Source organism: Shivajiella indica (genome assembly GCF_042683085.1).
Lineage (GTDB): Bacteria > Bacteroidota > Bacteroidia > Cytophagales > Cyclobacteriaceae > Shivajiella > Shivajiella indica.
The window spans coordinates 61,449-87,334 of the sequence record NZ_JBHUIV010000025.1 but is presented as its reverse complement, the minus strand read 5'-3'; the positions used below and the strand labels follow the sequence as shown (position 1 = coordinate 87,334).

Genomic DNA, 25,886 nt, shown 5'->3' with positions numbered 1-25,886 from the left:
GAATAAACCCCATGTCAGATGCTTAAGATTTCTATCAGCTTCAAATGGTCTGCTTTCAACTCTTTTGTTCTTCCAATACAGTCGGCAAAGGGAGTATAGACCACATCCCCATTGACCACACCGGCCATGCAGTTGGATTCACCATTGATCAGGCCCTCCACAGCAGCCATGCCGCATCTGGAGGCCAAAACCCTATCTCTGGCAGTTGGATTGCCTCCACGTTGGATATGTCCTAGCGTCGTTACTTTAAATTCCTTATCCGGATCGTTCACCTTTTCTTTGACTTTGTTCATGATGACCTCAGCGGTTCCTTCATCATCACCTTCAGCAACCACAATAATGGAAGAAGATTTTGTCTTTCTTAGGTTTTTGAGGGATTTTACTATGCTTTTCAGATCTGTTTCTGTTTCCGGTATCATAACAAACTCTGCACCTCCACCAATACCGCACTCCAAAGCAATGTAGCCTGAGTCACGTCCCATTACTTCAATAAAGAAAATCCGGTCATGGGCTGCTGCTGTATCCCGGATTTTATCAATGGCCTCTAAAGCAGTATTCACTGCTGTATCAAATCCGATTGTATAATCTGTACCATAGATGTCATTGTCAATGGTGCCGGGACAACCTATTGTAGGTATGCCAAATTCTTCATAAAATACTTTAGCACCCCTAAAAGTACCATCCCCTCCAATGGCAACAATCCCTTCTATACCATGTTGACGTATTTGTTCGTAAGCTTTCTTTCTGCCTTCTACAGTTCTGAACTCTTCACTTCTGGCTGACTTGAGAATGGTTCCTCCTCTTTGGATAATGTTACTCACAGAGTGGGACTGCATTTTTTTGATATTTCCTTCAATCATGCCATCATATCCATAGGAGATCCCGTAAACTTCTATTCCTTTAAAAATTGCCGTGCGGACTACAGCACGAATACAGGCATTCATTCCAGGAGCATCTCCTCCTGAAGTAAAAACTGCTATTTTTTTCATTGATCAATAGGTTTAATGTGGCGTAAAAATACTGATAAAAGCCTTTCAATGTTAAGAAACATAAAAATCTTTTCATTGTTCTATTGATCAGGATTTTAGATGAATTAGGGATAAAAAATTGAGACCATCCGGAATTTTTCCTTGGTCAAATTCTCAGATGGTCCCGGGTCAATCAGGCAGTGACAGGAGATTTTTCACCCAACAGTACCACGTTGTCAACCACCACTTCCGTAATGTACTTTTTCACCCCTTCTTTGTCCGTATAGCTCCTATTGGAAAGTTTACCGTCTATGGCTATTTCAGAGCCTTTGTCGGTATACTTTTCAATAATTTCTGCTGATTTTCCCCATGCTACCACATAATGCCAGGTGGTTTCTTCCACGTTTTCCCCTTTTTGGTTTTTAAAATACTCATTGGTAGCCAAATTGAGAATGGCTTTGACTTTCCCGTCATCGAATCTTTTGACATCCGCTTTGGCACCCAATCTCCCGATTAAAGTAACCCTGTTTCTAATACTGCTCATAGTTTTTAATAATAATTTTTAAAGAATGAATAATTAACAGCCGGATAAAAAATGCAGCTACTTCAAATTTCCGGAAAAAGGTTTGTCTGGCCTAACAATAATCGGATATATCCGATTATAAACGGATAGTCCCTTAAATAGAAGGATTGAACCACTTTTTATATTTGTGATATATGGATATTTGATTTGGGAAATATTGTTTAGATTCAATGCAGAATATAAATCACAAAAATATGAGAAAAGCTAACCTTATAGTTTTACTGTTTCTGCTTACGGTATCCTCAGTGATAGCACAGGAAAAGACTCAGGAGAAACCTATTCCTGAAGCTGAAGTATTCACTTCCACGCAGACAGTGAGAATCAATGGAGTAACCCATAATTTAAAAACCCGTGCGGGAACGATGCTTTTGAGGGATGAAAATAATGAGCCGATTGCCCTTCATGGATTCACCGCCTATTTTAAAGAGGATGGACCTTCCAAGCGGCCCATCATTTTTTCCTATAACGGAGGACCTGGATCTTCTTCTTATTGGTTACATATGGGAGTAATGGGGCCAAAAAGAATCGTGGTCAATGATCCGGGTTACACTAAAGCAGCACCCTACGAGTTGGTCAATAATGAATATTCCATTTTGGATATAGCAGACGTGGTCATGATGGATCCTATAGGAACCGGATTAAGCGAACCAGTTGGAAAAGCGGAAGGAAAAGATTTCTGGGGAGTGGATCAGGATATCCGTGCCATCAGTTTATTTATCATGCAGTTCCTCAAGGAATACGACAGGCTTCAATCACCCAAATACTTATTGGGGGAAAGTTATGGAACCATGAGAAATGCCGGTGTAATGAACTACCTGTTGGATAAAGGGTATGCCTTAAATGGGGTGGTGATGGTGTCAGCTGTATTCGATCTGAGATCTCTGGCATTCCCTGTTCAGGAAAGCACTTCCTATTTGGTGCATTTTCCAACTTATGCCACCACAGCATGGTATCATGATAAATTAAAGAATAAAAACCCCAATCTGGAAGCCTTTGTAGATGAGGTCAGAAAATTTACAGAGGAAGAATATATGCCAGCGCTTTTTAAAGGAAGTAGGCTGACAGATGGAGAAAAATCAACAATAGCCACAAAACTTGAACAATATTCAGGAGTTTCCAAAGATTATTGGTTAAAGGCGAATTTAAGGGTTAGGGCCCAGGAGTTTTTCAATGAACTTCTTAGAGATGGAGGAATGACTGTTGGGAGGCTTGACTCCAGGTATATAGGCATCAATCCTTTCCCTCAAAATCAGTATGCGGTTACCGATCCTCAGAGTGATGCCATTTCTCCGGCTTATACTGCAGGATTTTTGGATTACTTTCACCGGGAATTGGGGGTTAGCAAAAAATTAAATTACAGGACTTCTGCCTACTCAGCACCAGGTTTCAAATGGGATTGGTCACATAGAGGAAATGAAGGTTGGGGAAGTATGATTTCTATCAATACCGCCATAGATATGGCAGATGCAATGAATAAAGACCCAAATATGAAGGTTTTGATCATGAATGGATACTATGATCTTGCCACTGTTTTCTACGGAGTAGAATATACCTTGGATCAAATGAACCTGAGACCTGAAATCAGGGATAACATCATCATGACCTATTACGAGGCTGGCCATATGATGTACACCCATATGCCTTCTTTGGTGAAGTTCAAAAAGGATTTGGCGGATTTTATAAAGGATACCCAGTAAAAAAATTAACTTAAATTCAGTGAAAAAGGATGGGCGATTTGCTTATCCTTTTTTGTTTTATACATTAAAAGGGCTTCATTATTATCCAATGGATTAGTCCATTGTTTATTTTTTCTCCATATTCTCATTTCCTGTATGATGATTTTTTAATCTTACCACATCAATATGTGGTTTTGCTATCCTTATTGCAACCTGGCATCCATTATCCAAATCATGGAATTGTAAAACCATTTAATGATCTATGGAAACTTTAAGATTAAACCCCTATTTATTACCGCACAAAGGCTTAAGATATGTACTTGGAAAAGTGACAATTCTGGCTGGAAATCTGGATCAGTCAAAACATGAAGAAGTGGACAAGCTGAAAGCCTTATCCCAAGAGCTTTTTTATCTTTTGGAAACTCATGCTCATGTCGAAGATGAAATGATCTTGCCGGATTTGGAAAAAAGATGTCCGGGAAGCACCGAAGAAAACCAGGAGGAGCATGAATATCTGGAAGGCCTGGTAAATACTTTGGAGCAACAAGTGAATGAATTGCAGGCAGGTTCTCCTCCTGTTAAATTCTTTGATTATTTTCTTGATCTGTCCGAATTTCATTCCAAATACCTTGCCCATATGATCTATGAAGAAAGGAAAATTTTGGGATTAATTTGGAACTTTTACAGTGACGAAGAATTGATGGAACAGCATCACAGCATTGTTTCATCTTTTAGCCCAGAAAAGATACTCCGGTGGTTCAGGTATATCATTCCAGCCTTGGATCCTTCAGAGAGATTGATGGCATTAGGAGGATTAAAGGCAAATGCTCCCAAAGAATTTTTTAACCAATTGATGGAAAATATTCAATCTGAGATGTCTGAAAGGGACTTTTTCGCATTAATAGATTCTTTGGAAGAAAAGTCCTTCGCTTAACCTAAGAAAAATTGAAACGGAATCCAATTCCCAAAATTGGGTTTCGTCTTTTTAAATCTTAAGCGGCTTAATTTAATTTATTCCCTCATTAATAAGAAACACATGAAAAAAACTCCATTTTTGACCATGTTTTATTTTTTGATTTTTATTGGTTTGGCTTTTTCCAAGGAACAGGAAAAACTCATTTTGGGCACCTATACCTATCAAACCAATGACCGGTTGGAAAACCTTAGGCCATTTTCGAAGCTGGCAGAGGAAAATTTTGATGGACAATATAACGTGGAGACAAAGTCTTTTTCTTCAGTGGAGGAGTTGATCACTGCCATGATACAAAATGAAGTGGATATTGTATTTATCAGCACTGCTGGATTTTTAAAGTATATAGAGGAAGGAAATGCATACGATATTGCTGCTGCTTTGGTCTTTGATGATGAAAAAGCATCCAGTTATAGATCAGTAATTGCTGCCTCCAGAAAATCAGGAATTAAGGATTGGGAATTCATCCGGAATAATTCCCAAAACCTTAGACTTTCCCTGGTAAGTGAAAACTCCACCTCTGGATACCTTTATCCGCTTCAGCAACTGGCAAAACAAGGTTTAATACCCATTGAAGAAAAATTCAGGGAGGTTGAATTTTCCAAAAGCCATAAGAACTCCTTGGAATCCATCCTTACGGGAGATTCTGATCTTGCCGCCTTCGGCTCAAATGACCTGGATGATTCTACCCAAGACCTTATTCAAATCATTTGGATGTCTGATGCCATTCCTTTAGGTCCTGTTTTGGTTAATAAAAATCTTGATCCAATGATTGCGTTAAAAGTAGAGCAATTATTAAAGGGTATTCACCTTCAACATCCCCAAATCCTTGAATCTATCAAATCCGGATGGGTGGAAGCACAAAATGCAAGTAGATTTGAAAAAGTAACAATGGAGTATTATTTGAACTTTCTGGATTGAGGTTTTTCGTTAAGGGAATCTGGTTTTCTTTTCAATTGAAATCTGGAAATCCATTTCAATCTTTTACCCGATTATTTACTATTGAAGCTTTGATTTGTGAAGTCGATTTAAAAAAACTTGAATCCAAATTCATTCAACCCAGTCTTGAAACATCCATAATTTTTGGCTTTACTCAAACCAAAATCATTGGCAGCAATGATTTGGATCATAAAAATAGCCTGATAAGTTTTTTATTTTAATACAGTATTTAATGCCCATGGGTTTAAAAATCATGGGATTAAATCACAGGAATTTGAAAAGAAGGGAAAGTTTAAATTGTAAAATCTCCCACTCTTTTAGACGGTTAATTCCTTGCCATGGTATCTATTTAGGTTTGTAAAAATTTAGTGAATTAGTCTTTTCATGTTTTCCTAAAAAAATGAAAATAATTAACTGGGTATTGTTGATAATATTATCACTTGCCTTTTTCGGTTGCGAAGATGATAGTCCAGAGCCTGATATTCCACAAAAGCTCAAAATAACGACATTGGAAAAAGTAAGCCGGATTCCGGTTCCTGATGCTACGATTAGCTTATATAAATGCAGTAATTTTGATGCTGTATTTGGATGCACCAAGTACCAGGTTGTAAAAACTTTGAAAACAAATGTTAACGGAGAGGTAGAATATAGTCCAATCAATGGGGTAGAAGCCATGGAAGCGTCACACCCGGATTACTGGGATAACTTTAATAAAGCGTATTATGGCGAAATTCTTCTTTCACCAAATTCCTGGGTTAAATTGCAATTGCAAAAGATTGGCGACTACAATCCTGGAAGTTATGTGCATCTACAAGTAACAAGGGAATGCAATAACTGTGGCATGTTACCCTATAAAATTAACTTCAATGAAAATATAGGATTGCCAGCAGATACTACATTTGTAATCAAAGTGGAAGGGACTGAAAACACCACAATATTCTGGGAAGTGATCAGTCCTCCTGCTGGTGTTGTGAATGCTGATGCCAGCGAACCATTTGTAGTGAGTAAGTTTGATACTTTAAGTATGAAAATTCAATATTAAATAAGCATTTCGTTTGATCTACATAATGGTGATTTGTTGATTCTTAATGGAATATTCTATAGATTCAGATTTTGCCTACTATTCCATGCATAAATCTGGCCTATGAAATTAAACTCCTTTCTCCCTCTTACTATTTTCTTCCTATTTGTACTGGTATTCCTTTTCTCCTGTACTTCGAAGGAAAACACGGATAACCCAGTCACAATTTCTCCAAACAAGTATTCCGAGAATTATAAAGCTCCTATTTTCAGCAAGGATGATCGGGTTGAAAAAATCAAAGGCCTTGCAGCGAGTATCCAGCAAATAATGGAAGATTATGCCCAAACTAAAAACATTCCGGGTATTGTCTATGGAATCGTAGTGGACGATCAACTGGTTTTTTCCTCTGCGACCGGCATGATGAATTTGGAAAAGCAGATTCCCGCATCAAGCTCTAGTGCATTCCGGATCGCCTCCATGACCAAAAGCTTTACAGCCATGGGTATTCTAAAACTCAGGGATGAAGGCAAACTGAATTTGAATGAACCTGCAAGCAAGTACATTCCGGAACTAGAAAAGTTGATTTACCTCACCAGTGATGCACCAGAGATGACCATCAACCACCTGCTGACCATGACGGCTGGCTTTCCTGAGGATAATCCTTGGGGAGATCGGCAATTGGATGAGTCTGATCAAATGCTGATGGATCTCATGAGCAATGGAGTTTCTTTTTCCAATGTTCCAGGATTTGAATTTGAATACAGCAATACCGGTTATGCTTTGTTGGGAAAAATAATCACCAGGGTTTCAGGAATGCCTTACCAGCAATACCTTACCCAAAATATTTTCCAACCTTTGGGCATGAACCAAACCTATTGGGAATATGATGATATTCCCGAAAAGCAATTAGCTATAGGCTACCGATGGGAAGATGAACATTGGAAGATGGAACCTATGCTTCACGATGGTTCTTATGGAGCCATGGGTGGATTGATTACAACTATTGAAGATTTCAGCAGATATGTCAGTTTTCACCTTTCGGCTTGGCCTCCTCGCAGTGATGAAGATAATGGACCTGTAAAAAGAAGTTCCTTAAGAGAAATGCAAACTCCTCAATTCTCGAGGTTAAATCCCAAGGCGAAAGATTTCGCCGGAAATGATTGCCCTGTGATGGTCGGCTATGGCTATGGCTTGGGAATTACCCAATTTTGTAATGGACTGAAATATGTTTCCCATGGTGGAGCACTTCCTGGATTCGGAAGCAATTATGTCTTTTTTCCAGAATACGGGATAGGTCTGATGGCGTTTTGCAACCTGACTTATACTTCTCCATGGCCTCTCCAGGAATTAGGTAAATTACTCTTTCAAACAGCTGATTTACAGCCAAGAAAACTACCCGTTTCTGACATCCTTTTGGAAAGACAAAAACAAGTGACTCAATTGATTTTAACCTGGGATGAAGCATTGGAATCTAAGATTTTGGCCGAAAACTTTTACCTGGACAAATCCAAGGAAAAACGGATGGCAGAAACCCAGGGTTTGCTTGAAAAGTCCGGGTCCTTTTTGGAAACCAAGGAACTTGAACCTGAAAATCAATTGAGGGGTAGGTATAAGATACAAACTGAAAATGGAAATGTGGAAGTTTTCTTTACCTTAACTCCAGAAAACGAAGCTAGGTTACAACAATTGGATCTTTCATTTCATCCAAAGAAAAATGACTGATTTAATTCCTTATTTTTATTTCAACCATTGGGGAAGAAGATTCATGGACGGCAGTATATCAGTAAGATAAATTATTAAATTATTATGGAAAAAGTCATTTCAAAAGACCAAGCCAACCGTTATCGTCCTGACATATTGGTTTTTTTGATTGCTATTCCCATCATCAATGCCATCAATTTTCATCTTACCTATGCCAATATTGCTTTCAACAGCTTTTATATTGTCCGTTTTGTCATTGACCTGTTGCAGGGCTATGCTGCCTGGTGGATAGTCAGGCAGTTGATTCTATGGTTGGATCAAAAAGTGCCTTATTTCTCTGCTCCCGCAAGAAGGATCTCCATTCAGGTAGTGTCCACCACATTTTTAGGTGTTTTTTTCATTGCCTCCACCACAGAAATGTTAAGTATTCTGGTTAAGGGAGAGTTTGCGCCACTTGATTTTTACACCCAGGATCTTTTGATCATTTCAGTATGGTTTTTGGTGATCAATGGTTATTACATTGGGATGAATTTCTTCAGAGAGTGGCAAATTACTGTTCAGGCATCAAACAGGGAGAAATCAAAGGATTTTGGCCTTACAGTCAAAACCGGCAACAAAAGCCTTTTAGTTAAATTTCAGGAAATAAGTTGTATCAGGGTAGATGGAGACTATATACAATTGGTTGACATTTCCAACAACCGATACTATATGGATTCCTCTCTGGATAAAATAGAAAAAATTCTTCCTGAAATGGATTTTTTTAGAATCAACAGGCAAATTTTGCTGCACCGGCAGATAGTCAGAGGGTTCAAAAGAATTGAAAACGGAAAATTGGAAGTGCAACTCGAAATTGAAGACAATACTTTTCCAGATCTGACCATTAGCCGTACGAAAGCTCCTGCATTTCGAGCCTGGTTTATGCCTAAGGGCTAACATTTCGTAGGCGATTTTGCTACATTTCACCGAATCAATCACCCTAATCATATTTTTAAGCCGTTTGCTTGATGTAGTTTTGGTCAAAATTACTGACTATGAAAACTACCGCAATTAATATCTTTTTATTGTTCCTATTCAGTATCCATGTATCAAAGGGTCAAACAGAATCAAGGAGCGACTACAGGAATTTTCCAATTGTCCTGAGTATTCAATTCCATTCCCTCTCCATGCCTTTCAAGGATTTCAAGTCAAACTTCAAAAATATGGGATTTGGGATTGGAACCGAGGTCAGTCTCAATGGTTCCCTGGATTGGGTGCAGCAATTTGATCTGATCTGGATAAAAAATAAAGGCATTGGAAACAGCTTCTTGTTTTCATCCCAGGCTGCTTGGAGGCCCATGATCAGCAATGGGATTTATACAGAAATAAAATTTGGATTGGGTTATATGCTGTCCAGGCATCCTTCTCCATCCTGGAAGCAAAAAGATGGGAAATGGGCTCCTTCAGAAAAGCAAAGAAAAGGCATGATTGCCCTGCCAGTAGGGATTGGACTTGGGTATTACAAATATTCTCCGAATATGTTTGTTTCTCCTTTTGCCGGATACCAGGTGATGTTGCTATCCAAATACAATCAGACATTACCTGTTGTACCCCAAACTTTGATTCAGGGAGGGTTTAGGCTACACCCAAATTATGGAAGTTCAAAAGAAAATTAAATTCAAATGAAAATGAAACTATTATTCCCATCATTGGTTCTTTTGCTGTTAAATTTTGGAAACAGTTATTCCCAACATATGGAGGTAAAGCCATGTGTGTTTATTAACCCACATGGTAATGATGGACGATCTTTAGCCATTCAGGAAGCCTTGGATAAGTTGACCCAAAACCAAGTACCTGGGATAGTTGCCGGGCTTTTGGACAAAGAAGGATTGCAAGTTTGGAGCAGTGGTTATGCTTCCATAGAAAATGCAGTGCACATGCAAGGATGTCACCTTCACTACATCCAAAGCATCGCCAAAACCTATATGGCTGTCAGTATCCTACAACTTTGGGAGGAAGGACGTTTGGATTTGAAGAAGACTATTGATGAATATTTGCCGGTCTCAATTTCAAGCCTGCTACCCAATGCAGCCAAGGTAAATATCCAAATGCTCCTAAACCATACATCGGGCATCCCTGAATACAATTACGATCCCAATTATGTGACCCGATTATTGCAACATCCAGAAAGGGTTTTTTTACCTGAGGAATACCTTCAATACATCAAGGGCAAAAAGGCGGATTTTGAACCTGGAACTAAATATTCATACCGAAATTCCAATTACCTGATTTTAGCCCTAATAGCCGAACAGATAACAGGACACCATGGGGCTTATATGGAAGATAGGATTTTCAAACCTTTGGGTTTGGAGGATACCTATTACCGAATCAGGCAGGGTGAAAATTATGGACAAAGATTGGTTCAAAGTTATTGGGATAGGTATAGCAATAGCAAGTTGGAGAATATTTCTATTTTGCAAAACAGCAATGTAGCCTCTATGGTAGGAGATGATGGGATCATTACCACGGCAAAAGATGCATTGTTATTTTTAAGAGGGCTGATGGAGGGGAAATTAATTGATCCAAAGACCCTGGAAATGATGCAGGAATGGGTAAGCAACAACAAAGGGGAACCCGTATATGGTTTAGGACTGGCCGTCACCAAATTTGCCGGTTTAACTGCCATTGGCCATAGTGGTGGAGGGCTGGGTTCAGGAAGCCAGTTATATTATTTTCCGGAAAAGCAACTTTATTTGTTTTTGGCCATTAACTTGGGTACAGTAACCGAAAGCCCTATACATGTAGAGGCTGAAAAGATTTTGGAGGAAATCTATGGGGTTATTTTAGCTTTTGATTGAAAGATGGAGACCGTAAATATCAACGCGAAATTGTGTTTTTTCAAAGATAATTGAAATCCCAGGATTGTAGGGGAACTAAACGGTCAGCATGTAAAACTGGTCAAATTAAAGGGAGAATTGTTACTCCGGTACCAAGACCAGAAAGGAATTTAACTATACCTATCAAACGGTGGAAAAGGCCATAGATGATGCCATCAATTGGTTTAATAATAAAAAGGACGCTATAAAAACAGTGAAAGCTAGGGAAAGATATCCAAATAGGATAACCGCATCCCCGAATGCTCTTGATTGTTCACGCAGCGGGCGCAACGGTTTATCGCAGTGAGAAAAAAGGATGAATCCTTTGCGTTCACTGCGTGAAATAATATTCTCAAGCAGCAGTATTCCTGATAGGATTAATCTTATCCAGTTCTTGGGATTTTTGATATTGTTCTTCTTCAAGGTCATAATAATCCTGTAACTCTAGCCAATATTTTGGACTTGGGCCGAAGAATTTGCTCAAAGGAAGTACAGTATCTACGGTGATTCTTCTATTGCCTTTGATGATTTCAGAAAATCTCGTTTGTGGAATAAGAGTCTCTTTGGCCAATCTGTAAGCAGAAATCTCCATAGGAATTTGAAACTCCTCTAATGAAATTTTACATGGATGAATATCTTTAAGTTTGTCCATTTTTTGAAATCCGATTTTACCAAATCACATTATTAGGGTATTCTAGAAGGCTCGATTTTCAGTGATATTTATTGTTAAAATCATAATTAATTTTTGCAAATGAAAATATATGCCTTATTCTTGATCCTTATCATTTTCTCCTGCAAGCAAAAGTCACATGATCCTCCTGTTTTCTACATGCCCTGAAAGTTCGAATCCTATGAAGCAGTATGGTCTGGGGCTTGGTATATGAGAGAGAATGGAGGTGGCAATAACTGGGTGATCAGTGAAGTTATTGATTATGAAGTATTTTGTGCTCTTACAACGAACCTTAATGTATAATTCGGGTTGAGGTAAAGCCGGGGTTTTCAAATTGCTTTTTACAAAAACTATTCTCTAAAAATGCATTTTGTAAATACTGTTTTATCAATCAATTAAGTACTGACTGAAAAGTAACGAATCCAAAATTTAACCTAAAATTAACATATAAATGAAAATTACTGGCTCTTTGTTATTAATGATATTATTAGGTCTTTCACAAGTAATATCAGCTCAATCTCCCCCCACCATCCTTATCACCTACTATACCCAATCCGGAAAGACCCAAGCCATGGCAGAGGCAGTTGCTGCAGGAGTATCAGAAGTCAAAGGGGTTGAATATATCTTAAAACCCATGGCAAATGTGACCAAAGAAGAGGTTTTGAATGCATCTGCAATCATCTTGGGTTCTCCGGTCTATAATGCCAATATGGCCCCCCAAGTGCAGGAGTTCATCAATTCCTGGCCTTTTGAAGGAAGGCCATTAAAGGACAAAATCGGGGCGGTCTTTGTGACTGGTGGAGGGTTTTCCATAGGGGAGGAGGCGGTAATGTTCAACATGATCCGGGCCATGATGATTCAGGGGATGATTATTGTTGGTGGGGAAGAAGTGGAAACAGCATTCGGGGCATCTGCTATAACCGGAGAAGGGGAATTTGTAGGAAAAGAAGTTCAGGAGATTTTTCTAAAAAAGGCTGAAGGTTTAGGAAAAAGGGTGGGTGAAATGGTGCTTAGAGTTCAATAATGTCCAAGATTTGGTTTTTATAGAACTTGCAACTTGAACATCATCTTATAAGGTTATCAGGAATTTGGCAGAAAGAATGACTCTTCAAAAAATCAAATTCAAGGTGTCTTTAAGATGGATTTTTACAGAAATATTGAAAAGTAGGATTTTCTAAATCAAGTAGATCATCCTAAAACCACATTGTTATGTGATAGTAAAACTGCTGATTTTTAGTTACTTTCATGAATTGTTCTTTTTTATACCTGTTCTATGTCCCTAAAAACCACAACCGAAGTCGAACTTGTCGACCACTCCCCCAAACCTGCTGTTTTGATTGAAAGGATTGATATTATCGATATTGTCCGGGGAGTCGCCCTGTTGGGAATCCTTATTCTGAATATCCCATACTTTTCCATGGAAGAGTACTTTACGGAACCTTGGTCCCAGGACACCTCAAATCCCAATTTTTGGGTGCATGCTGTCAATATCATTTTCTTTGAAGGAAAAATGAGAGCGCTGTTCTCTATGGTTTTTGGAGCAGGCATAGTGTTGTTTACAAGCAATAAGGAAAAAGCCGGTAAGTCAGCTACTTGGCTATTTTACAAAAGGATGATTTGGCTGACCCTATTTGGGCTGGCCCATGCCCATTTGATTTTGTGGATTGGGGATATCCTCTATTTCTATGGATTGATAGGGATGTTGGCTTTTCTATTCAGAAAAATGAAGCCGAAGTACCTGGTGATGGGTGTGCCCATTGTAGCGATTATTGGTTTTATAGCCAATACTTTATTTATGCAGAAAATCAGGGGTGAGTATTTGGAATACAAAGTAGCCATTGAATCACAGGAGGCTGGAAATGAATTAAGTGATAAAGAGCTGGCAGCAATTGCGGCTTGGGAAGAAACAAGAAAAGAAATGATTCCCAACAAAGAAGAGGTGGTAGAAAATACGGCTTATATGAAGGGAAGCTATGCCGATGTGGCCGGCCATATCCGTCCAAAAGCTTGGGATGGTCAGACAAAATACCTCATTTTTTCCATTTGGGACATGCTGGCATTGATGCTTTTAGGCATTGCCCTATACAGATGGGGCTTTCTGACCATGAAATGGACGCAGGCCCAATATATCAAAACCATCTGGATTGGTTATGGCATTGGTTTGCCTTTGGTGATATTTTCATTTGTTTATAATACCATACATTTTCCGAATGTAGAAGCAGGACTGAAATACATTGAAAATCATTCCATCATGTGGGTGAATTTGATCTATGATTTTCAAAGGATTCTCATCATGATGGCCCATGTGGCCCTTGTTATCCTATTATATCAAAAAGGTTACTTTACCCGATTGATGAATGGCCTAAGGGCTGTAGGTCAATTGGCATTTACCAATTATATCATGCATTCAGTCATCTGTACTTTGGTCTTTTTTGGCTATGGCTTGAATAAATATGCGGAATGGGAATATTACCAGCTCTATTATTTGGTTCTTGGAATCTGGATTTTCCAGTTGATCATCAGCCCTATCTGGTTGAAACACTTCCTCTTTGGACCACTTGAGTGGATGTGGAGATGTCTAACTTATGGCAGATTGCAACCATTTGTAAGGAAATAAAATTCAAAATTTTCAAAATATTAGTATGTTAAGTGAGAAAATTGTCTAACTATTCTATTAAAACCAGTACTATGAATCCGAGAAAACTACCAATTTCCAAAAACCTTAAGTTCGTGTTGCCAGGTTTTGTATTTCTATTTTTATTGCCCTTTTGGGGTTTTTCCCAAGGGACAAGATTGTTGCAGCAACCGGATATCAGTGATAGTCAGGTCGCATTTGTTTATGGTGCAGATATCTGGTTGAGTGATATCAATGGAGGAGAAGCCAAGAGGTTGACCAGTACCGCAGCGGTAGAGAAAAACCCAAAATTTTCCCCGGACGGGAAGCAAATCGCATTTACTTCCAATAGAACCGGTGCTTATGCGGTCTATGTGGTTTTGACAGAGGGAGGCAGCCCCAAACAACTCACCTGGCATCCGGCCGAATCCAATGTGGTTGGATGGACGCCCGATGGTAAATTTGTTATTTATGAGACTTCCAGGGAAACTGCACCTGTGGGATATAGCCGCCTTTGGAAAGTACCTGTGGAGGGAGGACCCTCAGAGGCTTTTCCACTTCCAAGGGGGGTAAGGGCTGCTTTTTTGGATGAGGACCAACTTGTTGTAGAACCCATTTCCAGATGGGATGAAACCTGGAGGGCATACAGAGGAGGTCAGAATACCCCTTTGCTTATCACCAACCTGAAGGACTTTTCAGAAATGATGATACCCAATGAAAGAACCACAGATGTGCATCCTGTGGTGGTTCAGGGTAAAATCTATTTCCTTTCAGACCGTGATTGGGTAAGCAATATCTGGTCTTTTGACCCAGGTACTCGCCAGCTGGTTCAAGAAACCAAATTGGAAGGTTCGGATGTGATGTGGCTTTCCGGTAATGGTAAGCAGTTGGTTTATGAAAAAGATGGGTTGATCCATGTTTTCGACCCACAGACCAAAGATTCCAAACAAATAGAAATCCATGTTAGCGGTGATTTTCCATGGTCCGAGACCCGCTGGGAAAATGTGACTTCCAGAGCTACCAATGCCAGTCTTTCCCCTAACGCAAAAAGGATTATATTGGAAGCAAGAGGAGAGATTTTTACAGTTCCTGTGGAAGAGGGAAGCCCCCGCAACCTAAGTAGATCCAGTGATGCAGCAGATAGAATTCCCCTTTGGTCACCTAAAGGTGATCAGGTAGCCTGGTTTTCCGATCAGGGTGGCAAAGGTTATCAACTGTGGGTGGCTCCTCAGGATGGCTTGGGCCAGGCCCGCCAGATTTCATTGGGAGAAGCCAAATTGGCCTGGGAACCCACTTGGTCCCCTGATGGAAAGTATATCGCCTTTGTGGACAATAAGGTTTATGTTAAAATATTGGAATTGGCAACAGGAACAATCAAAACCATTGATTCCGGGGGCATTAATGTAGAAAGGGGCAATATGAAATTGGAATGGTCTCCGGACTCTAAATGGCTATCCTACAGCAAAACGGGACCCAATATGTTCCGAAGGATTTATGTCTGGTCTGTGGACAAAAATGAAACACGGCCAGTCACCAATACCCTGGCAGATTCCTTTTCAACAAGTTGGGATACCTCTGGCAAATACCTTTATTTTTTGGCCAGCACCAACCTGGCTTTGGGTTCCGGTTGGGCCAATACTTCTGCCATCACCGCAAAACCTGAACATGCCGCCTATCTGATTGTTTTATCCAAAGTTGAAAAAACACCTTTCCCCTTAAAAAGTGATGAGGAGGAAGCGAAAAAAGAAGAGGTGAAAAATGACAAAAAAGAGGATGGCAATGGGGCTGTGGCAGTAAAAATAGATTGGGATGGATTGGAAGAAAGGACCTTGACTTTAGGCATACCGGTGAAGTCTTACAGTTTTATTTTGGCCGGTAAAAAGGGAACTGCCTTCATTGCGGAGTCTGCTTCCAACGGTGCTGGATTGACTTTACATAAATTTACCATTGAGGGAAAGAAATTCGAAGAGTTTTCCAAAGGGGTAAGCCGGGTGAAAATCGCCCAGAATAAGGAAAAACTGCTTTATTTTTCTGCAGGAAACTGGAGAGTAGTAAGTGTAGATAAAAATCCAGGGCCAACAGATGGACTCGTTAAAATGGAGTTGCGGATGGAGCTGGACCGCAAAAAGGAATGGGAGCAGATCTTTACCGAGGCCTGGAACTATGAAAGGGATTATTTCTATGACCCCGGAACCCATGGCAGGGATTGGGAGGATGTTTGGAAGCGTTATAGTCCACTGATTCCATACATACAGCACAGGCAGGATTTGACCTACTTGTTAGATCAATTGAATGGAGAATTGTCTGTGGGGCATAGTTTTGTGTTTGGTGGAGACTTTCCGGCAGTGGATACCTTGGCTACGGGTTTGTTGGGTGCCGATTATGAAATTGCCAATGGCAAATGGAGGATCAAGCGGATTTATACGGCTGAGAGCTGGAATCCAAGCCTAAAAGCACCTCTGTCCGAGCCCGGCTTGGATGTGAAAGTTGGGGATTACCTTTTGGCGGTAAATGGGCAGGAAGTGGATGCAAGCAAAGACATTTATGAGGCCTTCAAAGGTACTTCCGGTAAGCAGACCTATATCCATGTCAACAGTGAGCCGAATATGAATGGGGCGAGAAAACTGACCGTTCAACCTATCCCCTCAGAGAATGGTCTGAGGCAGCGGGCCTGGGTGGAGGACAATAGGAGAAAGGTCGAAGAATTATCAGGAGGCAAGCTGGCTTATGTTTGGGTGCCGAATACTTCAGGAGCAGGTTTTGAGTCCTTCAACAGATACTTCTTTGCCCAACAGGACAAAGCGGGTGCCGTGATTGATGAGCGGTTTAATGGCGGAGGTTTGTTGGATGATTATATGGTGGACCTGATGACGAGGACTTTGAGGGCTGCCATCACCAATGAAGTGCCCAATCCAAGACACTTTAGGTTGCCGGCCGGTATTTTGGGACCCAAGGTTTTATTGATCAATGAACTGGCAGGTTCAGGTGGGGACTTCTTCCCTTGGGTGTTTAGGAACCAAAATGCCGGACCCCTGGTCGGTAAAAGAACCTGGGGAGGTTTGGTAAAGTCTTCCGTGCATTATTCCTTTATCGATGGAGGTGCCATGACTTCGCCTGACAATGCTGTTTTCGATCCGATCCGGAACGAATGGATAGGGGAGAATGTCGGCATTGCACCAGATATAGAAGTTCCGATTGATGCGAAATCTTTTGCAGAAGGCAGGGATGTGCAGTTGGAAAGGGGAGTACAGGAAGCCTTGAAATTGCTGGAAAAAGCAGGAGTTCCGGAAGTTACACCACCACCATTTCCCAGACCAGCAGTAAGACCGGATAATTAGGTGAAGCGGAAAGTTAACAAACAAGCCTCTGCAAGGGGCTTGTTTGTTTATTTGGGGATGGGGTTTTAGGAAAATTCTTTTTGATTTTGAGTAGGGTGAATATTGACTCTAGTATATTTTGGGGTGAACAAGCACTTCTTAAGGAAACTAAAGGAATCCAAAAAGTGGAATTCACAGGATTTTCAACAAGGTTTGACTTTTTTCACGCAACGTCCGAGACGGTTTTTCGCAGCGCTCGCAACGAAGGGAAGGATATGCGGTGTTGCGTCCTTTGTGGTATCCTTAGAGGTTGTTGCGTTAAATTTATAATTATTTTAAAAGGATTGCCGTTTGGTTACGAATTAATTAGATTTATTAAACCCTTTTGTAAACTATCAAAAACATGCTCAGGCAGCAAAAAGTAGTCAGCTGGTTTTGATAAAGGTCAGGGGTAAATAAAAGTTTGCAATCAATAACCTAACCTTTAAATTCTTTTATGAAACAATTATTCTTTGTACTAATTATTATTTCAGTAATTGGTTGCAAAACTGAAGAACAGGAAAGCAAAGTTTCGCTGGATGCATTAACTCTAGAAACCTATTTTCAAAACAGCAACCTTCCTTCTGCCATTATGGGTTATAGCAATAATGAAGGAAAAATGGATTGGTTTGCATTTGGACCCTCAGTTTGGGGTGACAAAGACACAGTGAGTGAAAATAACATCTTTAGAATTTTTTCAATGACAAAGGCTATTGCCTCTGTTGCCGCGCTACAACTTGTTGAAAAAGGTTTAATTGGACTGGATGATCCTTTAGATAATCTAATGCCTGAAATGACCGCTGTTCCGATCTTAACAGAGACAGGAGAGCTTATTGAAGCAAAAAAATCAATAACCTTGAGGCATTTATTGACGCACACAGCAGGATTCGGGTATGATATTTTTGATTATCGCCTTCAATCATTTGATAAATCTGAATGGAAGTATGAGGATCTACCCAGATTATTTGAAGCTGGCGATAGGTGGCAGTATGGTACCAATACGGATTGGGTCGGGAAAATTGTTGAAAAAATTAGCGGAGAAGATCTCGAATCCTACTTAAGAAATCATATTACCGGACCTTTACAAATGAATAGTACCTGGTTTAATGTTCCGGATCATCTGAAAGAAAAAATTGTATCCATTGGCGTGCGTGATTCAACCGGATTTAAAGAATACCCTCGTATTCCGGCAAATCCGGTATCTGAATATAGTGGAGGTGGTGGTTTATTTGGCTCACCAAAGGATTACCTGATTTTTCTCAATTGCATGATGAATGAAGGAAAATATGAAGGGGGCCAAATTCTAAAGCCCGAAACTGTGGCGATGATGTTTGAAAATCAACTTGAGGGTTTTTCTATAAACTGGGGAATTCCTGAAAGTGGATTGCCGGAAACAATGGGTAGTTTTCCAGATGAATCGGATACACATGGACTTGCCTGGGCTATTGAAAATAGTGAAGATGAGATGGTTCGAAATAAAGGTGCTGTCTATTGGGCCGGGGTTGCCAATTCCTATTATACCCTAGATAAAGAAAAAGGACTGGCCGTCGTATATTTTACTCAATTTCTTCCTTTCAATGATAAAATATCCTATGATTTTTATCGACTCTTTGAAAAGGAAGTGTACACGAGTTTAAAAACAAAATAACGATTTGTCAACAATCCAATTGTTTATTACAATTAGGCACTACTTAAGGAAAGATTTGAGGATTTTACAAAAGCAATTGAGCTAAAACCAAAGAAGCTATCCCATATAATAATAGAGGGCTTTCCAAGCTTAATGCTTTTAAGTAAGTTTGTTGGAAATTGCTAGGAAATTGCTTCGAAAACGTCCAAAATTCATCTACGCCAAAATTTGGTTATATTTTTTTATTCAAATGACAAAAATAAATAGCAGAGTCTAGTTGGTATACAATTTGAAAATTCGGGTATTTGTAGTTACTTTGTAATAACATATAAGAATTTATGGAAGCACCAATTATCAAAATAGGAAATTCCAAAGGACTCCGGTTGAGCAAAACAATTTTGGAAAAATATAATATCAGTGATAAAGTGGAATTGATTCTTGAAAAGGATCAGATTATCATCAAGCCCATTTCAGTACCCAGAGAAAACTGGGAAAATGAGTTTAAGAAAATGGCAGAAAATCAGGATGACAAATTGCTGATCAATGATGTTTTTGATGATGAAAATTTTGAAGAATGGAATTAGAACAATATACTATAGTTCTTGTCAACCTTGATCCGACTGTTGGAAGAGAGATTAAAAAGACAAGACCTTGTGTTATTATTTCTCCTAATGAGATGAATAAGTACCTCAATACAATTGTTCTTGCTCCCATGACTTCGAATTTAAAAAAGTATCCGACAAGGGTCCTGGTAAACCATAATGGACAAAAAGGAATGATAGTCATTGATCAAATCAGAACAGTGGACAAAAGCCGGATTGTAAAAGTTTTTGAAAAATTAAAGCCTTCTGAAATCCAGCAATGCAAAGCAGTGATTAAGGAAACCTTTGTGGACTGAAATTTAAAAGCTCAAATCTCCAATTTGCATCAACAATGAAAATCGACATCCTAAAGATCCAGGATCTGAATCCAAATAAGGAAATCCAAATCGCCAACCTATATAAGCAATTAGGAGGAGATAAGGAACAAACCAATTTGAAAGAGGTTTTGGAAGAAGACAACCGGATTACTTTGGCCTGTTGTGAGCACAATGGTCAGGTTATCGGCATAGCCTCCATGTGTACCTATAAAGTGATATCCGGCAAAAAAGGATGGATCGAGGATGTGGTAGTCGATGAACAATACAGAAACCAAGGGATTGGGAGAAAATTGATGAAAAAACTGCTAGAGGAGGGGAAAAAGAAAAACCTTAGCGAAATCCTGCTTTTTACCGAAGCGCATAGAATTCCTGCCATCAAGCTGTATTCAGACCTGGGTTTCCAATTGAAAGAAAGCCGGATTTATACCTTAAAAATACAATGAAAAGAGTCCTTTATCTTCTACTGCTTACCCTTCTTTCTTTTGCATTTCTAAATTGTCAAAGTTCCTCCAAAGAGGTTATTTTTCCAGATGAAGTTTATAGGTCAGAGGCTTTGGTAGTCACGCGGATTTCAGCAAATGCTTATGTCCACACTTCTTATTTGCTGACCAATGATTTTGGAAATGTTCCTTGCAATGGGCTTTTAATTACCAGTGGTAAAGAGGCTTTTGTTTTTGATACCCCAACGGATGACCCCAGTTCAGAAGAGCTGATCGAATGGATACAATCCAGCTTGGGATTGGAGATCAAAGGCGTTATGCCTACCCATTTTCACAATGATTGCCTTGGCGGGCTTAAGTCATTTGAAGACAAAGGCATACCTTCTTATGCTTCCAATCATACGATTCAGCTTGCAAAGGAAAATAATTTTGTACTTCCTCAGCTTGGGTTCAGCGATTCGCTTGAGTTAAATGTGGGAGGCAAGACTATCCTGGCCAAGTATTTTGGTGAAGGTCATACCCAGGATAATGTCGTGGTGTATTTTTCGGGTGAAGATGTACTTTTTGGAGGCTGTCTGATCAAAGAAATGGGTGCAAACAAGGGTTTTTTAGGGGATGCAAATGTGAATTCCTGGTCAAATACAGTAGAAAATGTCAAAAAGAGATTTCCGGATGCCAAGATTGTTGTTCCAGGCCATGGGCAATATGGTAATATCGAATTGCTTGATTACACCATCAATTTGTTTAAAACCCGACATTTTGGAGAGGGGAAATTTGTTGAAAACCAGTAATTTTTCAAGGTTGCTTTAAGCAATTTCAAAACTATAGCTCTATGATTTTTGCTTCATGCAAGCAATTACTGCTGTATTTTTTAAATAATGTGACACCTAATGTCAATTTAAGGTTAATTTTATTAACACATATATGTTATTTAAAATAACTTTATTATATTAGCTCATGTAAACCGGAAGATTTATGGAAGACATGAGCAAAATCAGCGTGACACAGAAAGAACTGCCATCAGGTAATGTACAGGTCAAGTTTTTTATTGAAGATGATAAAAGGCCGATGTATGGTTATTTGCTGACCAATGAACCCAAACCCATCGGTGAGATCATTGCGGAAATTCAGGAAAGGATGTACCAAAGGAAGGTGGCCATGTCAGGTTTACAACCTTTCTCATTGAATAAATCCGTTAAGGAAGATCATAATTTTTATCTTTACTCAGCTTAATCTTATAAAGATGTTACTGGCTAAAAACCTTAAGTTTCTCAGGACACAGGTTCAGATGACACAAACCGAACTGGCAGAAAAATTGGGACTTCAACGGACCATGATATCTGCCTATGAGGACGGCAGGTCTGAACCAAAACTCTCCTCACTGGACATCATGGCCAAACTTTTTCATGTAAATATTGATGAACTGCTTTATCATGATATTGAAGCACAGGGGAGGAAGGCAGTGCAAAATAAGAGCATCAAAGTGCTGACCATTGCGGTGGATGGAGGGGATAATGAAAAGATTACCATGGTAGGGCAAAAGGCTTCGGCAGGCTATCTCAATGGTTATGCAGATCCGGAATATATGGAGTCATTGCCTCAGTTTCATTTGCCCAATTTATCCAGACATACTACTTATCGTGCCTTCGAACTGAGTGGGGACAGTATGTTGCCATTGGTACCGGGGACCATCATCATCGGTTCCTATGTGGAACAGATTAAAGATATTAAAAGCGGGAAGACCTATGTATTGGTAACTGTAACAGAAGGAGTAGTTTACAAGCGTGTGTTTAACTACCTGGAGGAAAACGGGAAGTTATTTTTAGTTTCTGACAATGAGCATTACAAACCCTATGAGGTGAAAGGCGAGGACGTTCTGGAAGTCTGGGAGGCGAAAGCTTTTATCAGCACAGATTTTCCAAATCCAAAAGACAAATCCAAACCAGTAAGCTTAGAGGATATATCACAGATGATATTAGAGCTCAAATCAGAAATCATCCGCTTGGGAGGGAAGTGATTTTTTTCTGTGATTCCTATTGAAGACTTATTTATCGGGTCTTCTGCAATAGCTGTTGGGCTTCCAATCGCAAATAGTAATGCGATTTTTTAAATCACATAATCGGGTTTGGTAATTTACTGGATAGCGTATTTCGATTTTTTAAATCGCATAAAGTAAAGTTTAAGAATCAAAACCTTGGGAAAAGATTTAGAAAGGGTGCGGTTTAGAAAACCGCACTACATGGTGATTTTTACTCCACTGTTTTGGATGAGTTAATCAGCAAACGGTTGATTTCTGCCATTTCTTTTTCTGTCAAATCCCTCCATTTTCCTATTGGCAGATCCAAAGGGATGTTCATGATTCGGATCCTTTTGAGTTTGGTGACCTCATAACCCAGATACTCGCACATCCTTCGGATCTGACGGTTGAGGCCTTCGGTAAGAATGATTTTAAACTTGTATTTTCCTAGAGGTTTAACTTCACATTTTCGGGTCACAGTTCCAAGTATGGGAATTCCATTTGCCATTTTTTTGACAAAATCAGAAGTAATGATCCGGTCCACTGTGACAATATATTCTTTTTCATGGTTATTTCCGGCCCTTAGGATTTTGTTGACAATATCCCCATCACTTGTCAATAAAATCAGTCCTTCACTCGGTTTATCCAATCTGCCAATGGGGAAAATGCGTTTGGGGTGATTGATATAATCGATGATATTGTCTTTTTCTGCCTTGGTATCAGTGGTACACACAATTCCCACGGGCTTGTTAAAGGCAATATATACATGCTCTTCTTTTGGTTCAGTAATCAGTTTTCCGTTGACTCTGATTTCATCACCAGGGAATACTTTTGTCCCCATTTCAGGGATTTTTCCATTAATGGTAACCCTTCCCTCCAGGATCAAAGTGTCCGCAGCTCTTCTGGAGCAGAAACCTACTTCACTGAGGTATTTATTGATTCTGGTTCCTTGGGAATCACTCATTTCTGATGTTTTTCAGCTTGGAAAGATAAGGCTGTTTTTGGTAAAATATAAATATCAGACCAATCAATGATTTTCATCATATTATTTTAATTGCTTGGACTGTAACTTGAGAAAGCATACAATAAGTCTAAAATGCCATGCCTCAATATACCATACCCTTTCAAAAATTACGGAATACTGATATAGCATCTGTAGGCGGCAAGAACGCTTCTTTGGGTGAAATGTTACATGTATTGAGCCCTTTGGGAATAAAAATACCAGATGGTTTTGCTACAACAGCTGAGGTCTTTAGGGATTTTTTACATGAAAATCAGCTGCATTCAAAATTGGAGGACAAACTTAACGAACTGGATACTGAAAAACTCCAGAATTTGGCCGAAGTAGGTGAGGCTTGCCGTTCTCTCATGGCATCAGGAACATTTTCTGAAAAAATGAAAGCAGATTTTTTATCTGCATATAAGAATTTGTGCGGAGCGGATTCTATTTCAGTAGCAGTAAGGAGTTCTGCAACAGCAGAGGATTTGCCCACAGCTAGTTTTGCAGGTCAACATGACAGTTTTTTGAATATTCAGGGTGAAGATAACCTATTGGAAGCCATCCAGCGCTGTTATGTTTCACTGTTTAATGACCGGGCCATTAAATACCGGGTTGACAATGGGTTTGACCATATGCAGGTGGCGCTTTCGGTAGGCGTACAACAAATGGTCAGGTCTGACCTAGGGTCTGCCGGGGTCATATTCAGCATTGACCCTGAATCAGGTTTTGAAAATGTCATTTATATCACTTCCGCTTGGGGATTAGGGGAAAATGTGGTTCAGGGTGCAGTCAATCCCGATGAATTTTATGCTTTCAAGCCCTCCTTGGAAAAGGGTCATAAAAGTTTGATTTTCAAAAAAATAGGGGAGAAAGAAAATAAAATGGTATATGCCAAAAGTGGGGAGAAGCCTGTGGTTAATGTTAAAACCTCTCAGTCGGAAAGAAATTCATTTTCCCTTGAACCGGAAGATGTAGAAACATTGGCGGAATGGAGTTACAAAATAGAAAAGCATTATGGCCTGCCCATGGATATTGAATGGGCAAAGGATGGTCAGACTGGGGACTTATTTATTGTACAGGCCAGACCAGAGACGGTTCATGGACAAAAAAGCGGCATTACTGTCAAAGAATACACCCTGCTTTCTAAAGCCAAGCCTATCACCAAAGGCAAAGCAGTGGGGAATGCCATTGCCAGTGGGAGGGTTTGTATTGTGAAATCCATTGCTGATTCAGAGAAAGTAAAAGAAGGCGACATCATTGTGGCCGATATCACCAACCCTGATTGGAATTCAATGCTGAGAAGAGCAGTCAGCATCGTTACCAACAAGGGAGGAAGGACCAGTCATGCCTCCATCGTGGCCAGGGAATTGGGTATCCATGCAGTGGTGGGTACCGGAGATGCCACGGATAAACTGCAGGATGGACAGATTATCACGGTATCCTGTATAGAAGGTGACGAAGGTTTGATTTATGATGGTAAACTGGATTGGTCAGAAAAAGAAATCAATATGGGTGAAATTGGAAAGACCACAACTAAGCCTATGTTTATTTTGGCAGATCCATTTAGGGCCTTCAAACTTTCCCGCTATCCCAATGAGGGCGTTGGTTTGTTGAGAATGGAGTTTATCATCAGCAATACCATTCGAATCCATCCTATGGCCTTGGTCAATTATAATTCATTGCCGGAAAGCAATGATAAAAGAGCCATTGCCGCTATTACGCAGCATTATCAGGATAAGAAAAAATACTTTGTGGAAACCCTGTCTGAGCACTTAGCCATGGTGGCGGCAGCTTTTTATCCAAAAGATGTGATCATTCGGATGAGCGATTTCAAAACCAATGAATATGCCCAGCTCATTGGAGGTAAACCTTTTGAGCCTGAAGAAGAAAATCCAATGCTGGGATTCAGAGGTTCCTCCCGGTATTATAATGAGCGATACAAGGAGGGTTTCGGCCTGGAATGTGAAGCCATGCGGGTATTGAGGGATGAGCTCGGTTTTTCCAACGTTAAACTGATGATTCCATTTTGCCGCACGGTGGAAGAAGGGAAAAAAGTCCTTGAGACCATGAAGGAGTTTGGACTGGAAAGGGGAAAGAACGGCTTGGAGGTCTATGTAATGGCAGAAATTCCAAGTAATGTGATTCTTGCAAAAGAGTTTGCGGAGATTTTTGACGGCTTTTCTATAGGGTCCAATGACCTTACCCAATTGACATTGGGGATAGACAGGGATTCAGCCATTGTGGCCGATCTTTTTGATGAAAACAATGGTGCGGTGAAATTTATGCTTTCCTCTGTGATCCAGGAAGCCAAAAAGAATGGAAGAAAAATAGGGCTATGTGGACAAGCTCCCAGTGATTATCCAGCTTTTGCCCAATTCCTGGTTGAAGAGGGAATCGATAGTATATCGTTCAATCCGGATGCCTTGTTGAAGGGTATTGAAAATATCTTAGAAGCAGAAAAGAAAAGGTAGCCATTCCCGAGGAAGATTACGGAAAAACCCTTAACTTAAAGTCATAGATAGCTTGCTTCAAG

Annotated in this window: 23 protein-coding genes; 19 read left to right on the top strand and 4 right to left on the bottom strand. The window is 39.8% G+C overall.

Going from position 1 to position 25,886, the window contains the following annotated elements; all coding sequences use genetic code 11:
• Positions 1-14 precede the first annotated feature (14 nt).
• Positions 15-989, bottom strand: coding sequence for a 6-phosphofructokinase (pfkA, locus tag ACFSKV_RS16795; RefSeq protein ID WP_380805361.1), 975 nt, complete (start codon positions 987-989; stop codon positions 15-17).
• Positions 990-1,161: 172 nt separating this feature from the next.
• On the bottom strand, positions 1,162-1,512 hold the full coding sequence (locus ACFSKV_RS16790) for a single-stranded DNA-binding protein (protein WP_380805357.1): 351 nt from the start codon (positions 1,510-1,512) through the stop codon (positions 1,162-1,164).
• Positions 1,513-1,745: 233 nt separating this feature from the next.
• On the opposite strand from ACFSKV_RS16790, the gene ACFSKV_RS16785 reads away from it, so the two are divergent.
• The 8 genes from ACFSKV_RS16785 to ACFSKV_RS16750 all read left to right on the top strand — a co-directional run bounded on the left by ACFSKV_RS16785 (position 1,746) and on the right by ACFSKV_RS16750 (position 10,692).
• Entirely contained in the window at positions 1,746-3,248 is a 1,503-nt protein-coding gene (locus tag ACFSKV_RS16785) for a S10 family peptidase (RefSeq protein ID WP_380805351.1), read from the top strand.
• A 241-nt stretch (positions 3,249-3,489) separates the two neighbouring features.
• On the top strand, positions 3,490-4,161 hold the full coding sequence (locus ACFSKV_RS16780; protein WP_380805349.1) for a hemerythrin domain-containing protein: 672 nt from the start codon (positions 3,490-3,492) through the stop codon (positions 4,159-4,161).
• Positions 4,162-4,263: 102 nt separating this feature from the next.
• Positions 4,264-5,118 carry a phosphate/phosphite/phosphonate ABC transporter substrate-binding protein gene (locus tag ACFSKV_RS16775; RefSeq protein WP_380805346.1) on the top strand — a complete coding sequence of 285 codons (855 nt, stop codon included), beginning with the start codon at positions 4,264-4,266 and terminating at the stop codon, positions 5,116-5,118.
• Positions 5,119-5,536: 418 nt separating this feature from the next.
• A complete protein-coding gene (locus tag ACFSKV_RS16770; protein WP_380805343.1) occupies positions 5,537-6,178 on the top strand; it encodes a hypothetical protein in 642 nt (213 codons plus the stop codon).
• Between the two features lie 102 nt (positions 6,179-6,280).
• The gene (locus ACFSKV_RS16765; protein WP_380805340.1) at positions 6,281-7,879 is read left to right on the top strand and encodes a serine hydrolase domain-containing protein; all 1,599 of its coding nucleotides are present in this window, start codon (positions 6,281-6,283) and stop codon (positions 7,877-7,879) included.
• An 84-nt stretch (positions 7,880-7,963) separates the two neighbouring features.
• On the top strand, positions 7,964-8,791 hold the full coding sequence (locus tag ACFSKV_RS16760; RefSeq protein WP_380805338.1) for a LytR/AlgR family response regulator transcription factor: 828 nt from the start codon (positions 7,964-7,966) through the stop codon (positions 8,789-8,791).
• A 98-nt stretch (positions 8,792-8,889) separates the two neighbouring features.
• Positions 8,890-9,510 carry a hypothetical protein gene (locus ACFSKV_RS16755; protein ID WP_380805336.1) on the top strand — a complete coding sequence of 207 codons (621 nt, stop codon included), beginning with the start codon at positions 8,890-8,892 and terminating at the stop codon, positions 9,508-9,510.
• A gap of 12 nt (positions 9,511-9,522) precedes the next feature.
• Entirely contained in the window at positions 9,523-10,692 is a 1,170-nt protein-coding gene (locus ACFSKV_RS16750; RefSeq protein WP_380805333.1) for a serine hydrolase domain-containing protein, read from the top strand.
• Between the two features lie 370 nt (positions 10,693-11,062).
• On the opposite strand, the gene ACFSKV_RS16745 is transcribed toward ACFSKV_RS16750, so the two are convergent.
• Positions 11,063-11,362 carry a HigA family addiction module antitoxin gene (locus ACFSKV_RS16745; RefSeq protein WP_380805331.1) on the bottom strand — a complete coding sequence of 100 codons (300 nt, stop codon included), beginning with the start codon at positions 11,360-11,362 and terminating at the stop codon, positions 11,063-11,065.
• A 469-nt stretch (positions 11,363-11,831) separates the two neighbouring features.
• On the opposite strand from ACFSKV_RS16745, the gene ACFSKV_RS16740 reads away from it, so the two are divergent.
• The 10 genes from ACFSKV_RS16740 (at position 11,832) to ACFSKV_RS16695 (ending at position 22,353) form a co-directional block, all read left to right on the top strand.
• Positions 11,832-12,404, top strand: a complete 573-nt coding sequence (locus ACFSKV_RS16740; RefSeq protein WP_380805327.1) for a flavodoxin family protein — start codon at positions 11,832-11,834, stop codon at positions 12,402-12,404.
• A gap of 249 nt (positions 12,405-12,653) precedes the next feature.
• A complete protein-coding gene (locus ACFSKV_RS16735; protein WP_380805324.1) occupies positions 12,654-13,997 on the top strand; it encodes a DUF418 domain-containing protein in 1,344 nt (447 codons plus the stop codon).
• Between the two features lie 71 nt (positions 13,998-14,068).
• Complete coding sequence (locus ACFSKV_RS16730; protein WP_380805321.1) at positions 14,069-17,332, top strand: S41 family peptidase; 3,264 nt, start codon at positions 14,069-14,071, stop codon at positions 17,330-17,332.
• Between the two features lie 475 nt (positions 17,333-17,807).
• The gene (locus tag ACFSKV_RS16725; RefSeq protein ID WP_380805318.1) at positions 17,808-18,998 is read left to right on the top strand and encodes a serine hydrolase domain-containing protein; all 1,191 of its coding nucleotides are present in this window, start codon (positions 17,808-17,810) and stop codon (positions 18,996-18,998) included.
• 317 nt (positions 18,999-19,315) lie between these two features.
• Positions 19,316-19,561, top strand: a complete 246-nt coding sequence (locus ACFSKV_RS16720) for an AbrB/MazE/SpoVT family DNA-binding domain-containing protein (protein ID WP_380805315.1) — start codon at positions 19,316-19,318, stop codon at positions 19,559-19,561.
• On the top strand, positions 19,552-19,875 hold the full coding sequence (locus ACFSKV_RS16715; protein ID WP_380805313.1) for a type II toxin-antitoxin system PemK/MazF family toxin: 324 nt from the start codon (positions 19,552-19,554) through the stop codon (positions 19,873-19,875). Before ACFSKV_RS16720 ends, ACFSKV_RS16715 begins: the two co-directional genes overlap by 10 nt.
• A 35-nt stretch (positions 19,876-19,910) precedes the next feature.
• Entirely contained in the window at positions 19,911-20,339 is a 429-nt protein-coding gene (locus ACFSKV_RS16710) for a GNAT family N-acetyltransferase (RefSeq protein ID WP_380805310.1), read from the top strand.
• Positions 20,336-21,127, top strand: a complete 792-nt coding sequence (bla, locus tag ACFSKV_RS16705; protein ID WP_380805307.1) for a subclass B1 metallo-beta-lactamase — start codon at positions 20,336-20,338, stop codon at positions 21,125-21,127. Before ACFSKV_RS16710 ends, bla begins: the two co-directional genes overlap by 4 nt.
• A 184-nt stretch (positions 21,128-21,311) precedes the next feature.
• Complete coding sequence (locus tag ACFSKV_RS16700; protein ID WP_380805304.1) at positions 21,312-21,569, top strand: hypothetical protein; 258 nt, start codon at positions 21,312-21,314, stop codon at positions 21,567-21,569.
• Positions 21,570-21,579: 10 nt separating this feature from the next.
• On the top strand, positions 21,580-22,353 hold the full coding sequence (locus tag ACFSKV_RS16695; protein ID WP_380805303.1) for an XRE family transcriptional regulator: 774 nt from the start codon (positions 21,580-21,582) through the stop codon (positions 22,351-22,353).
• A gap of 232 nt (positions 22,354-22,585) precedes the next feature.
• Here the strand turns inward: ACFSKV_RS16695 and rluF are convergent, their stop codons facing one another.
• Positions 22,586-23,317 carry a 23S rRNA pseudouridine(2604) synthase RluF gene (gene rluF / locus ACFSKV_RS16690; RefSeq protein WP_380805300.1) on the bottom strand — a complete coding sequence of 244 codons (732 nt, stop codon included), beginning with the start codon at positions 23,315-23,317 and terminating at the stop codon, positions 22,586-22,588.
• A gap of 137 nt (positions 23,318-23,454) precedes the next feature.
• Between rluF and ppsA the strand changes: the two genes are divergently transcribed.
• Entirely contained in the window at positions 23,455-25,824 is a 2,370-nt protein-coding gene (gene ppsA, locus ACFSKV_RS16685; protein WP_380805298.1) for a phosphoenolpyruvate synthase, read from the top strand.
• The last annotated feature ends 62 nt before the right edge of the window (positions 25,825-25,886 follow it).